Origin of the sequence: Aeromonas sp. ASNIH2, from assembly GCF_002934795.1 — a bacterium.
Classification (GTDB): Bacteria; Pseudomonadota; Gammaproteobacteria; order Enterobacterales; family Aeromonadaceae; genus Aeromonas; species Aeromonas caviae.
The window spans coordinates 113,821-127,148 of the sequence record NZ_CP026406.1; the positions used below are offsets into that span (position 1 = coordinate 113,821).

Below are 13,328 nucleotides of genomic sequence, written 5' to 3' on the forward strand. Positions count from 1 at the left end.
TTTAGGTGGGCCTCAGGCCCGTTTCTCTTCAAGCCAGGCACCCTGGCTCTGCATCTCGAACAGCTGGGCATAATGCCCCCCCAGCGCCATCAGCTCGCCGTGGGTGCCGCGCTCGCTCACCCACCCGCGGGAGAGCAGCAGGATTTCATCGGCATCCACTATGGTGGAGAGACGGTGGGCGATGGCGATGGTGGTGCGGCCACGGCGCGCCACCGAGAGCGCCTGGGAGAGGGCGAGCTCGGTCTGGGAGTCCACGCTCGCGGTCGCCTCGTCCAGGATGAGGATGCGCGGATCCCCCACCAGGGCGCGGGCAAAGGAGAGCAGCTGGCGCTGGCCGGCGGAGAGGTTCTTGCCCCCCTCCTCCATCAGGGTGGCCAGGCCATCGGGCAGGCGGCGCACGAAATCGGCCAGCTGCACCTCCTCCAGGGCCTGCCAGAGCCGCCCATCCTCGATGCCGTCACGCCCAAGGCGCAGGTTCTCGGCCAGGGTGCCGACGAAGATGAAAGGATCCTGCTGCACCAGGCCGATGCTGCGGCGCACCGCCGAGAGAGCCAGGCCGTTCATGGGGTGATCATCGAAGTGGATGCTCCCCCGATCCAGGGGGTAGAAACCCATCAGCAGGCTGATGATGGTGGACTTGCCGCTGCCGGTGTGGCCCACCAGCGCCAGCATCTGGCCCGGCCGGGTGGCAAAGCTCACATCTTGCAGCACCTGCTGCTCCCCGTCGTAGGAGAAGCCCACCCCGTCGAAGCGTACCCGTCCCTCCAGGGGGCGCACCGCCCCGTCGGTGCTCTCGCGGGTTTCATCGAGCAGGGCGAACACCCGCTCCCCCGCCACCATGGCCTGCTGCAACTGGTTGAGCTGGTTGGTCATCTCGATGAGGGGCTCGATCATTCGCCCCAGATAGCTGATGAAGGCGTAAAGCACCCCCACCTGGATGGCCCCCGCCGTGCTCAGCCCCTCGTGGGCAAACAGGGCCAGCAGACCGATGAGCACCATCATGTAGAAGAGATCGATGAGGGGGCGCAGCAGGATGCCGTTGATCTTGAGGCTCTTGATCCGCGCCTGCCAGTGCTGCTGGTTCACCCCCGCAAAGGCGTTGGCGAAGTGGCGCTCCTGCACCATGGCCTGGATCACCGGCATCCCCTGCAACGACTCGTTGAGACGGCTGTTGATGTCGGAGAGCAAGGATCGGGTCGCCCGCACCACGGGCACGCTCAGTTTCTGATAGAGCCACATCACGGCCCCCACCGCCGGCAGCAGGGTGGCGCACACCAGCATCAGACGCAAGTCCAGCAGCGCCATGGAGAGCAGGATGCCGCACAGGAGCACCACTTTTTGCACCAGGAGCCCTATCACCTGGACATAGAGGTTCATGATCGCCTCGGTGTCGTTGGTGATGCGGGAGATGAGGGAGCCCGAGCGGTGCTTGTCGAAATAGCGGGCAGGCAGGCGGATGGCGGTGGCGAACACCTGCTCGCGCAGACGCTGCACCACCGCCTGGGCGATGCGGTTGAAGCGCAGGGATTGCAGATAGAAGCCGGCCGCCGACAACACCTGCAGCCCCAGATAACCGGCGGCAAGGGCGGCGATGATGCCCCACTCCAGCCGGCGCGGCGCCAGGTAGTCATCGATGAAGAGCTTGATGAGCAAGGGGCCCGCCACCTCGGCGCCGGTGGCGAGCAGCAGGCAGATGCCCGCCTGCACCAGCCAGCGGGGGTAGCTGGCGCAGTAGGCGAGCAGCCGTTTGATGGTTGGATTCACAGACTTGCCTCCAGCGCAGCGTTCCACGGGAATTGACTCTTTTTGCTCCCCTCTCCGCTCGCGGGAGCCGGGCGGGGGGTGAAGGAAACCAGGGGTCTTGTCATCCTGTTCACAGGCTCTCCTCCACGTCCTGCTCCAGGCGCTGGTAGCGGACCATGTCCGCGTACCAGCCGTTCCTGGCCATCAGGGCCTCGTGACGGCCCCGCTCGCTGATCGCTCCCTGCTCCAGCACCAGGATCTCGTCCGCCTGCTCCACCGCCGTCATGCGGTGGCTCACCAGCACCAGGGTGCGCTTGTGGGCCTTGAGGGCCAGCAGGATCTGCTGCTCGGTGTGGGCATCCACCGCCGAGAGGGCGTCATCCAGCACCAGGATAGGGGCATCCAGCAGCAGGGCGCGGGCGATGGCCAGACGCTGCTTCTGACCGCCGGAGAGGGTCACCCCCTTCTCCCCCACCTCGGTTTCATACCCTTTGGGGAAGCGGCTGATGTCGTCGTGCACGCAGGCGATGCGTGCCACCCGCTCAATCTCCTCCCGACTCGCCTCGGGGCGGCCCAGGGCGATGTTGGCCGCGATGGTGGTGGAGAACAGAAACGGCTCCTGGGGCACATAGGCAAACTGGCTGCGCAGCTCACCCAGCGACAGTTGCGAGATGGGCACCTCCCCCATGCGGATCTCCCCGGCCGTGGGGTTGGCCAGGCGCATCAGCAGCTTGAGCAGGGAGCTCTTGCCTGCCCCGGTGCGTCCCACTATCCCCAGCATGGTGCCAGCCTGCAGGGTGACATCCACCCCCTGCAACAGGGTGCGCTGCTCCAGCCGGTAGCCCAGCCCCTGCACCCGCAGGGGAAAGGCCGAGGCCAGCGCCACGGGATGGGCCGGCTCCTCGATGTCGCTGCGCTCCCCCAGCAGGCTTTCGATACGCGAGTAGGCGGCGCTGCCCCGCTCGATGATGTTGAACAGCCAGGCGATGGCGAACATGGGCCAGATGAGCTGGCCGAGGTACATGGTGAAGCTGGTGAGCTCCCCCAGAGTCAGCTTGTCTTGCAGCACCAGGGCGCTGCCCCCTGCGACCGCCAGAAAATAGGAGCAGCCGATGCACAGGTAAATCACGGGGTCGAACTTGGCGTCGATGCGGGCCACCGCCATGTTGCGCTCCCCCGCCTGACGGGTCAGCTCGGCAAAGCCCTCGTCCTCCAGGGATTCGACCGCGTAGGATTTGAGCACCCGCACCCCGGAGAGGGCCTCCTGGGTCTTGTTGTTGAGGCGGGAGAAGGCCCCCTGAGCCGCCTTGAACTCCTTGTAGATCTGGGTCCCGAAGCGGTTCATGAAGAAGGCCATCACCGGCAGGGGCAGCAGGGAGAGCAGGGTCAGCTGCCAGGAGTACTGGCTGCACATGATGGAGAGCACCAGGATGCCGACGATGAAGGAGTCCACCAGGGTCAGCACCCCTTCCCCTGCGGTCATCTCCACCGCCTGGATGTCGTTGGTGGCGTGGGCCATCAGATCACCGGTGCGGTGGCGCTGGTAGAAATCCGGGCTCATGCGGGTGAAGTGGCTGAACAGCCGGTTGCGCAGCACGTAGGCGAGCCGGTAGGAGGCACCGAACAGCATGACCCGCCACACATAGCGCAGCAGGTAGATAAGCAGTCCCAGGCCAAAAAGCCCCGCCAGATAGCCGGTCAGGGTGCCGCTGTCCAGGTCACCCTTGGCGATGCCATCCACCACCCAGCCCACCACCTTGGGGGGGATCACGGTAAACAGGGCCACCAGCATCAGCAGGGAGATGGCCACCAGATAACGCCGCCACTGATCCTTGAAAAACCAGCCTAGCCGCAAAAATACGCTCACAGAGAAGTCCTTGGTCGCGGCGCGCTGCCGCGTGATCATGAAGAGAAGCTCAATACAATCGCCCCCTGGCGGGGGCGAACGAGTGGGTCATCATAGCCTGAAGCGGGTGACTTGAGAACGATTGCTATCTTGCCCTCCCTCAGAGCCGCTTGTCGGGGGGCGAAAACGGGAAAGCGACCGACTCCTGCTGCTCCCCGGTGAGCAGGAAGTGGGAGACCTCCTCCCGGGTCTGGGTAAAGACCTGCTGCAACTGGTTGAGCTCCCCCTCGCTCAGCTCCTCCTGCAGCCGCAGCCGCCACTCCAGTTCCCCGGCCAGCAGTTGCAGGCGGGAAGCGGAGATGTTGGCCGAGACCCCCTTCAGGGTATGCAGCAAGCGGCACGCCACTTCGGGCTGCTGGCGACGCAGGGCGGTGCGGATGTCCCACAGATCGTCCTTGTGCTCGGAGAGGAACAGCTTGAAGAGGATCTGCAGCGCCTCCCTGTCATGCTCCAGCCGGCGCAGGGCATCCTCCAGATCCAGCACGCCCATGAGGGCCGGCGGCTTGACCTCGATGGGCACCTTGGGCTCCCCGCCGCTGCTCTTCACCCATTGCAGCAGGTTGTTGTAGAGATCGAGCTTGCTCACCGGCTTGGTGACATAGCCGTTCATGCCGACGCCAAGGCAGCGCTCCCTGTCCCCCGGCATGGCGCTGGCGGTGAGGGCGATGATGGGCACATCGTGCTTGTCCACCATCTTGCGGATCTGGCGGGTGGCATCCAGCCCGTCCAGCACCGGCATCTGCAGATCCATCAGGATGACGTCGAACGGCTGCTCCGCCACCTGCTCCACCGCCTCGCGGCCGTTGTCCACCACGGTGACCTTGGCCTCCACCCGGCGCAGGTACTCCAGAATGAGCTGCTGGTTGACCCGGTTGTCCTCGGCCAGCAGCACCCGGGTACCGCGCAGCAGCTCCCGGAACTGCTGCTGATCCCCCTGGGCCTCCGCCTGGCGGACCTTGCTGTCATGGGAGCTGCCGTTGAGCAGTTCGTCCACCTTGGCCAGCAAGGCGTTTTCGGTCATGGGCTTGGCCAGGAAATGGGTCAGTCCCATGCTCTCCATCCGCCCGTGCAGCCCCTCCCTGGACCAGGCGCTGGTCATCAGGACAGGCAGGCGCCGCCACTGGCTGTGCTGGTACATCTCGAGGGCCAAGTCCAGACCATCCTCCTGACCCATGCGCCAGTCGAGGATGGCGAGGCGGATGTGATGCCCCTCTTCCCGCAGCACCTGACGGGCGCGGGAGAGGCTGTTGACCGTGATGACGGACGCCCCCGCCCGCCCCAGGATGTCCTTGGCCAGCTCCAGCACCAGCTCATTGTCATCCATCATCAGGATCAGGGGCTGGTGATCGAAGAAGACCCGGCGCCCCGAGACCCCGTACACCGCCTGGGAGATGGGGATCTCGAACAGGAAGGTGGAGCCCACCCCGGGTTTGCTCTGCACGGTGATCTCCCCGCCCATCAGCCCCACCAGGCGCTGGGAGATGTTGAGGCCAAGCCCGGAGCCGCCATATTTGCGGGTATTGCCCGCCTCCAGCTGGGTAAAGGGCTGGAACAGCTGGGCCTGCTTCTCCGGGGCGATGCCGATGCCGGTATCCCGCACGCTGAAACAGACCCGCATGGGATGCTGGCTGGTGAGGGTGATGGCCACCTCCACCTCGCCCCGCTCGGTGAACTTGATGGCATTGTTCACCAGGTTGACCAGTACCTGACCGAGGCGCAGCGGATCCCCGCGCAGAAAGTCGGGCACGGCGGGAGACTTGTTGATGATGACCTCGATGTGCTTGCGCTCCGCCAGATCCGCGAACATGGCGGCGAGGGAGTCGAGCTGCTCGCTGAGATCGAAGTCGATCTCCTCCAAGGTCAACTTGCCGGACTCCACCTTGGTGAGATCCAGAATGTCGTTGATGAGCAGCAGCAAGGTGTCCGACGAGGATCTGATCTTGTTGAGATAGTCCCGCTGCTGGGGATCCAGACTGGTTTGCAGTGCCAGGGCGCTGAAGCCGATGATGGCATTCATGGGGGTGCGGATCTCGTGGCTCATGTTGGCCAGGAAGTCGCTCTTGGCCTGGGCCAGCAGCGCGGCATGGCGAGAGAGCTCGCTCAGCTTCTGGTTGCGACGCCACAGGGTCGCGGCCACCAGCGAGAAGCAGAGCAGCGCCCCCCCCAGCACCATCAGGTAGAAGCGGCTCTTGAGGGAGGAGGCCCGCTCCAGCTTGCTCTGCTTCCAGGCGGGCAGTGAGCTCAGCCCCTTCATCTCCACCACCTGATTGCGCAGGCGATGGTACTCCATCACCTGCTGATTGAACTCCTGGCCCAGCCGGACGAGGGCCGTGACCCTCGGCTGCTCGCCATAGCGGTCAAGCAGGTGCTGCTGGAGTTGCAACAGTTGCCGCTGCTCGTTCTGATCCCAGCTGCGTCGGAGGTAGTGGTGCAGGCGCATGAGTTCGGTAAGGTCGCGGTACTGCGCCTCACCGACCGGCAGGGTGCCTTGCAACGCCTTGAGCTGGCCCTGGAAGCGGGGAGCCAGATACTCGATGGTCATCTCCATGGTGTAAAGCCTGGCGAGATCCAGCAGATAACCGTCGATGTCCCGCTGCAACGCCTGGGAGCCGGGGTCGTCCACCGACTCCGGATCCTCGTGCACCAGCCTGACGAACCTGTCCAGGTGACTGGAAAGCAGGCTCAGACGTTGCTGTACGCTGCCATCGCTGGCCTTCTCGCGCCCCAGCAGATAGACGGTATCGGTATTGACCCGATTGAGCACCATCTCAGCCGCCACGCTCAAATCGAAGGCACGCTGCTGCTGGCTGAGCAACTGCCAGCAATAGGCAGAAAAGCCCACCAGCGATACGATGATAAGGCCAAAGACAACACGATTGCCCCGTGCAACACTCTTCATCCCGTCTCGATTCTCATGTCATGGTCGGCCATCCGGTGACATCAGGTCACGGCCGGAGGCCAACTGTGAAAAACCACTGAGTGCTATGTTACCGTTAGTCGGCGCTCTGATTGCAATAAAGATGTTGCCGGGCCATGAAATAAGGAAGCAATTATGTCACTTGTCACCACCTATTGTAGCCAATGCTTTACCCGCAACCGCCTGCCTGTCGAAAAAGCAGACTCAAACGCGAAGTGTGGCCGCTGCCGTCACGCCCTCTTCGAACAAACCCCGGTGGCGGGGCGTCAGGCCAGCTTCGATGCCCTGATCCAGTCCGACATCCCGGTGGTGGTGGACTTTTGGGCAAGCTGGTGTGGCCCCTGCCTGCAGTTTGCCCCCGTCTTTCAGGAGGTCGCCCGGGAGCTTGAGCCCCGCCTTCGCTTCGTGAAACTCGATACCGAGCAGGAGGCCGCCATCGCAGGTCGCTATGGCATTCGCAGCATTCCTACCCTGATGGTCTTCCAGCGGGGGGAGATCCTGGCACAGCGCAGCGGCTCCCTGCCCAAGAGCCTGTTCAAGGAGTGGCTGCTCTCCTTCACCTCCCCTGTCAAATGAAAATAAAATGTTTCATTTCTGTTTGATTGAAGATCCATCTTCACTTGACTCTGTGAGTCGCCACATGATTTGACCATATCCCCCTGTTTCAAACAGGGGGATATATGTAACCTCGGCATCACAACAACAACCATAAATTAACCGAGAGAACGTTATGCACACATCGGCTGTACCTCCGACTCCCCCCTCACGCTGGCTGGACATCAAGTCCGGGATCGTCATCCTGGATCTGCTCCTGCTCTGCGCCATGCTGGCATGGCTCCCGTTTGACCCCATGGTCAACAAGGGGCTGGCCATCCTAATCTTCATCGCCATCCTCTGGCTGACCGAGGCGGTGAACATCACCATCACTGCCATCTCCATCCCGGTGCTCGCCACCCTGCTCGGGGTGTTCGACATGAGCAAGTCGCTGACCGACTTTGCCAACCCCGTCCTGTTCCTCTTCTTTGGCGGCTTTGCCCTCGCTGCAGCCCTCTCCAAGCAGGGACTCGACACCCAGATCGCCGGCAAGGTGATGCAGCTCGCCAAGGGACACCTGGGCTGGGCTTCCATCGTGCTCTTCACCATCACGGCCGCCCTCTCCATGTGGATCAGCAACACCGCAACCGCGGCCATGATGATGCCGCTGGCCCTCGGCATGCTGAAAGGGCTGGACGTTCACAAGGAGCGCCGCACCCTTGTCTTCGTGCTGCTTGGCGTCGCCTATAGCGCCAGCATCGGTGGCATCGGCACACTGGTGGGCAGCCCCCCCAATGCCATCGCCGCCGCCCAGATGGGCTTGGGCTTCACCGACTGGCTGGAGTTCGGCATCCCCGTGGTGATCATCTTCATGCCGGTAGGCATCGGCCTGCTCTACTGGGTGACCCGTCCCAATCTCTCCCACCAGGTCAGCACCGAGCAGGTCACCATCGAGTGGACAGGTCAGCGCAAAGTGACCCTGGCCATCTTCCTGACCACGGTGCTGCTGTGGATTGGATCCCAGCCTCTTGCCAAGGCGCTGGGCGGCATTCCCCAGTTCGATACCCTGATCGCCATGGGCGCCATCCTGGCCATCGCCGTCAGCCGCGTCGCCAGCTGGGATGACATCAACCAGAACACCGACTGGGGCGTGCTGCTGCTGTTCGGGGGTGGTCTCACCTTGAGCGCCATCCTCAAGCAGACCGGGGCCAACGCCTTCCTGGCGGAGCACCTCTCCAGCGGCCTCTCCTCCATGCCCATCTTCGTGATCCTGCTCTGCCTGGCCGCCTTCGTGGTGTTCCTGACCGAGCTGGTCTCCAACACCGCCACTGCCGCGCTGCTGGTGCCGCTGTTCGCCGGGGTGGCCGAGGCACTGGGGGTCTCCCCCATCGTGGTCTCCGTGCAGATCGCCGTCGGCGCCTCCTGTGCCTTCATGCTGCCGGTGGCAACGCCTCCCAACGCCATCGTCTTCGCCAGCGGCCATATCCAGCAGCGGGAGATGATGCGGGCCGGCCTGGTACTGAACCTGGTGTTCACCGTCATCCTGACCATGCTGGCCTATTTCATGGGGGATATCCTCCACTGAGGTTCGCCCCCTAATGCCCCTCCAAGCCCCGCATCGCCGGGGCTTTTTCTCGCCCCGAAACCACCGCACTCCCTACCCGCGACATCACGGCGACATTAACTTGCACTTAAGAAATCGCCTCCATGATGCTGACAACGGCCATCACGCAGCCATGGCTGACGATGGCGATGATCATGGACATCACGACAAGGGGATCACCTCATGGGTAAGACGATGCAGAACAACCGTGAAATCAAGGTATGGGATCCGGTGGTCAGGGTATTTCACTGGGCCACTGTGCTGTTGTGCGTGCTGAATCTCTTCATCCTTGAAGAGGGGGCGCGCAACCACCGCTATGCGGGATATGCGCTGGCCGGACTGCTGGCACTGCGCATCGTATGGGGATTCATCGGCTCCTATCATGCCCGCTTCGCCCAGTGGCTGCCGACACCGACCGGCGTCATCACCTATCTCAAGGAAACGATCAAGGGGCGCCACCCCTACTACGCCGGTCAAAATCCTTTGGGGTCCTTGATGATACTGCTGCTGTTGACCTGCCTTGTCGGCACCGCCGCCAGCGGGATCATGACCGAATACGGGCCGCTCTCCGGCACCCATCGCATGGAAGAGATCCACGAGTTCTTTGCCAAGGGGCTGCAGGTGGCCATCTTCGTCCATGTACTGGCCGTCATCGCCCTGGATCGTCTGGTACGGGGTGATCTCGTCAGGGCGATGATCACCGGCAAGAAACGGGTGCCGGCGGACACCCGGGTGGTCGACAGGCCCTGAGCCTCCCTCAGCCCGACAGATGAAAAAAAACCCCGCATCGCGGGGTTTTTCACAGGAGCAGACATCAGCCGACGCTGCAGCTCGTCAGTTTCCAGATACGGTCTACGTAATCCTGGATGGAGCGGTCGGAGTTGAACTTGCCCATGGTGGCAGAGTTGATGATGGCTTTCTTCGCCCACAGGGCCGGATCCCGGTACCAGGCATCGATCAGCTTGTGCGCCTCGGAGTAGGACTCGAAATCCGCCAGTGTCAGGTAAGGGTCTCCCCCTTCCAGCAAGGAGCGCTTGATGGAGGCCAGCTCACCCGGACGACCCGGCGTGAAGTAGTCGGTATCAAACCAGTCCAGCACGGCTTTCAGCTCGGAGTTGGCGTAGTAGAAGTCATACGGGTTGTAGCCGCGCACCTTCAGGGACTTCACCTCGTCCACATTCAGACCGAAGATGGCGCAGTTCTCGGCACCCGCCTCTTCGGCGATCTCGATGTTGGCTCCATCCAGCGTCCCGATGGTGATGGCACCGTTCAGCGCCATCTTCATGTTGCCGGTACCGGATGCTTCGTAACCTGCGGTGGAGATCTGCTCGGAGACATCCGCCGCCGGGATCAGCTTCTCGGCAAGGCTCACGCGGTAGTTCGGCATGAACACCACTTTCAGCTTGCCCTGAATACGGGCGTCGTTGTTGACCCGCTCCGCCAGCTTGTTGATGGCGTAGATGATGTCCTTGGCCAGCTTGTAGCCGGGCGCCGCCTTGGAGCCGAAGATGAACACCCGCGGATGCATGTCATAGTCCGGGTTCGCCAGCAGGCGACGGTAGAGCGCCATGATGTGGATGAGGTTCAGTTGCTGGCGCTTGTACTCGTGCAGACGCTTGATCTGGACGTCGAAGATCGCCTCCGCGCTCACGTCGATGCCGGTTTCCGCCTTGATGACCTTGACCAGCTTCTCCTTGTTGTGGCGCTTGATGGTCATGAACTGCTGCTGGAACGCCTTGTCGTCGGCAAACTTCACCACGCTGCGCAGCTTGTCCAGTTGCAGCGGCCACTCCTTGCCCACCACCTCGTTGTAGAGTTCGGCCAGTTCCGGGTTGCAGGCCAGCAGCCAGCGACGGGGAGTCACACCATTGGTGACGTTGCACATCTTCTCGGGCCACAGCTCGGCATACTCGGGGAAGAGATCTTCCTTCACCAGCTTGGAGTGGATCTCGGCCACGCCGTTCACCTTGGAGGAGCCGATGACGCACAGGTTGCCCATACGCACCTTGCGCACGTCACCCTCTTCGATGATGGAGAGCTTGGCCTTGATGGCATCGTTGCCCGGCCACTTGGGCTCCACCAGCTCGTTCAGGAAGCGGGCGTTGATTTCATAAATGATCTCGAGGTGACGGGGCAGTACCTTCTCGAACAGGCTGACGGACCACTTCTCCAGCGCTTCCGGCAGCAGGGTGTGGTTGGTGTAGGAGAAGACCTGATAGCAGATGCCCCAGGCGGTATCCCAGTTCAGCCCCTCTTCGTCCACCAGCACGCGCATCAGCTCGGGGATGGCCACGGTGGGGTGGGTATCGTTGAGCTGGATGGCGATTTGCGCGGCAAAGTTGCTGAAGTCACTGCCATGCACCCGCTTGTAGCGACGCATGATGTCCTTGATGGAGCAGGCGCAGAAGAAGTACTGCTGGATCAGGCGCAGCTCCTTGCCGGCGTCGGTCTCATCGTTCGGGTAGAGCACCTTGGAGATGGTCTCGGCCTGGGCCTTCTCGGCCTGGGAGTCGATATAACCACCGGCGTTGAACACGTCCCAGTCGAAGAACTCGGAGGCGCGGGATTCCCACAGACGCAGGATGTTGACGGTGTGACCACCGAAGCCGACCACCGGAATGTCCCAGGGCACCCCTTTGATCTTGCGACCGGCGTGCCACACCTTCTTCAGGCCACCCTTGTCACCAAAGACGGTCTCCACGTAGCCGTAGAGCGGGATCTCCTGCACCGATTCCGGGCGGCAGATCTCCCAGGGGTTGCCATATTCGCGCCAGGAGTCCGGACGCTCGATCTGACGGCCATCCTGAATTTCCTGACGGAACAGGCCGTGCTCGTAGTGGATGCCATAGCCCACCGCCGGGTAGTTCAGAGTGGCCAGGGAATCGATGAAGCAGGCAGCCAGACGACCCAGGCCGCCGTTGCCAAGGGCCATGTCAGGCTCTTGTTCACACAGATCGGTCAGTTCCAGACCAAGTTCACCCAGCGCCTCTTCACAGACTTTGTAGAGGGAGAGGTTGTGCAGGTTGTTGGAGGTCAAACGCCCCATCAAAAATTCAGCAGAGAGATAGTGAATCGCACGAGTATCTTTCTTGAAGTGAGCCTGCTGAGTACGGGTCAGGCGCTCGTACACCTGTTCATTGACGGCGGCAGCGGTCGCTTTCCACCAGGCATCCGGAGAGGCTTTCTGTTCGCTTGTACCCAAGGTAGAACGCAGGTGACGCACGATACTCGCCTTGAGCTGATCTTTATCCAGTTGGAGATCCTGGTCTGTCTTCTTCTTGGTAGCCATAAACCATTTTCCTTCGTTACAAATAAAAAATGTCATCCCATCGGGTGGACCGGCGCTGTTGTTATCTCAGAATATGCTCCGGCGGGGGCATACTAGCTAAAGCCAAGGGTTTAAAAGTTAACGTGAGTCACACTTTAACGCATAAAAATGACAGTTTCACCATGAAAACCCTTTCCTTTAGCCAGCCTGAATGAAATATAAATTTCGTTTTAAATCATAGTGATATAAGAAAACAAAAAAGATAGTTTCATGAATAGGTTTTCAATGATTGCCTGTGACTGAAAATACGTGAAAATAACCGCCTACTAGGGAGAAATTGAAAGCGCTTTCAATTCACACCCCCTCGTCAGGTAATAAAAAGGATGCCCCAATCGGAGCACCCTTTGATTTCAATTAACCATGTGCCTTGAACTGATTGCTCATAGGGTCGTAGTGATACCCGATCTGTTGCAGACGGGTAGCCAGCTGATCTTCTGTCATGTCGTAGTAAGCCAGCAGCTCTTCCAGACCATCACACTCCAGCCGCAGCTTCTCGTTGATGATCCCGAGCAGAATGTTCGCATCCAGTCGTTGCAAGGTACTAACGTCCATCTCGCTCCCTCCTCTCCCTATACAGGACTGTATAACCATGAGCGCCGACCCGAAGTTTGTCTACAGGTTAAAAAACACCCTGTATAAGGAAGATATAAATATCCTTTTTAATCATGTAGTTAAACTCATCTCCTGTTAATCGGCTCACACTTTTAGCCACAAATGACTTGTCACTCCTTGCGAACAGAACTACTGTATGCGCATACAGCATGGTTATTCATACAGGAACGACATATGAGCCAGCCCCTGAATCTTTGCCCCCCCTCCTCCTCTGCCGGTCTGATCACCACCTGGCCCACTCGCCATCAGAGCAAGATGGGACAAGAGCAGCGGCGCGGCCCTCTCCATCAGGAAGCGCCGCTGCTGGATGCCCTGGGGCAACTGAGTCAGTCTGACAGTGGCTGGATCCTGCTCGTCGCCCCGCCCGGTCTGCCCGCCGCCGCGCAATTGCAGGCCAGAGGGATCAATCCTGCCAGGGTGCTTGTCGTGCACGCCCCCAAGATCAAGAATTGGCAGCGCCTGCTGGAGCAGAGCCTGATCAATGGTCACTGCGCCGCCGTGCTGACCTGGCTGCCCGAACAGGTCGCCCTGGACCGGAGCACATTGAGCACCCTGGGCCAGCGTGCCGGTGTCCTGACCCGCTTCTTCGAGCCCGCAACCCCTCTGGGTGGGGCACTGAGCTACGGCGGCCAGGATATCTACCTGAACCACTGATCGCCCCTTCGGCGTGACAGCCAATGCGCCG

Annotated in this window: 9 protein-coding genes; 4 read left to right on the forward strand and 5 right to left on the reverse strand. The window is 61.4% G+C overall.

Translation table 11 applies throughout. The features are described from left to right. Positions 1 to 12 precede the first annotated feature (12 nt). The 3 genes from C3F36_RS00630 to C3F36_RS00640 all read right to left on the reverse strand — a co-directional run bounded on the left by C3F36_RS00630 (position 13) and on the right by C3F36_RS00640 (position 6,548). The gene (locus C3F36_RS00630) at positions 13 to 1,764 is read right to left on the reverse strand and encodes an ABC transporter transmembrane domain-containing protein (protein WP_053288424.1); all 1,752 of its coding nucleotides are present in this window, start codon (positions 1,762 to 1,764) and stop codon (positions 13 to 15) included. Positions 1,765 to 1,873: 109 nt separating this feature from the next. Next, positions 1,874 to 3,610 carry an ABC transporter transmembrane domain-containing protein gene (locus tag C3F36_RS00635; protein ID WP_104455979.1) on the reverse strand — a complete coding sequence of 579 codons (1,737 nt, stop codon included), beginning with the start codon at positions 3,608 to 3,610 and terminating at the stop codon, positions 1,874 to 1,876. Between the two features lie 139 nt (positions 3,611 to 3,749). Beyond that, positions 3,750 to 6,548, reverse strand: coding sequence for a hybrid sensor histidine kinase/response regulator (locus tag C3F36_RS00640; RefSeq protein WP_049636010.1), 2,799 nt, complete (start codon positions 6,546 to 6,548; stop codon positions 3,750 to 3,752). Between the two features lie 153 nt (positions 6,549 to 6,701). Between C3F36_RS00640 and trxC the strand changes: the two genes are divergently transcribed. The 3 genes from trxC (at position 6,702) to C3F36_RS00655 (ending at position 9,453) form a co-directional block, all read left to right on the forward strand. After that, the gene (gene trxC / locus C3F36_RS00645) at positions 6,702 to 7,142 is read left to right on the forward strand and encodes a thioredoxin TrxC (RefSeq protein ID WP_010674892.1); all 441 of its coding nucleotides are present in this window, start codon (positions 6,702 to 6,704) and stop codon (positions 7,140 to 7,142) included. 154 nt (positions 7,143 to 7,296) lie between these two features. Continuing rightward, a complete protein-coding gene (locus tag C3F36_RS00650) occupies positions 7,297 to 8,685 on the forward strand; it encodes an SLC13 family permease (protein ID WP_104454256.1) in 1,389 nt (462 codons plus the stop codon). 201 nt (positions 8,686 to 8,886) lie between these two features. Continuing rightward, the gene (locus C3F36_RS00655; RefSeq protein ID WP_010674894.1) at positions 8,887 to 9,453 is read left to right on the forward strand and encodes a cytochrome b/b6 domain-containing protein; all 567 of its coding nucleotides are present in this window, start codon (positions 8,887 to 8,889) and stop codon (positions 9,451 to 9,453) included. Between the two features lie 64 nt (positions 9,454 to 9,517). Here C3F36_RS00655 and C3F36_RS00660 read toward each other — a convergent pair whose 3' ends face one another. Continuing rightward, the gene (locus tag C3F36_RS00660) at positions 9,518 to 11,992 is read right to left on the reverse strand and encodes a glycogen/starch/alpha-glucan phosphorylase (RefSeq protein WP_010674895.1); all 2,475 of its coding nucleotides are present in this window, start codon (positions 11,990 to 11,992) and stop codon (positions 9,518 to 9,520) included. A 393-nt stretch (positions 11,993 to 12,385) separates the two neighbouring features. Further along, positions 12,386 to 12,583, reverse strand: coding sequence for a DUF4250 domain-containing protein (locus C3F36_RS00665; RefSeq protein WP_005323525.1), 198 nt, complete (start codon positions 12,581 to 12,583; stop codon positions 12,386 to 12,388). A 234-nt stretch (positions 12,584 to 12,817) separates the two neighbouring features. On the opposite strand from C3F36_RS00665, the gene C3F36_RS00670 reads away from it, so the two are divergent. After that, positions 12,818 to 13,297, forward strand: coding sequence for a cell division inhibitor (locus tag C3F36_RS00670; protein WP_010674896.1), 480 nt, complete (start codon positions 12,818 to 12,820; stop codon positions 13,295 to 13,297). Positions 13,298 to 13,328: the final 31 nt, after the last annotated feature.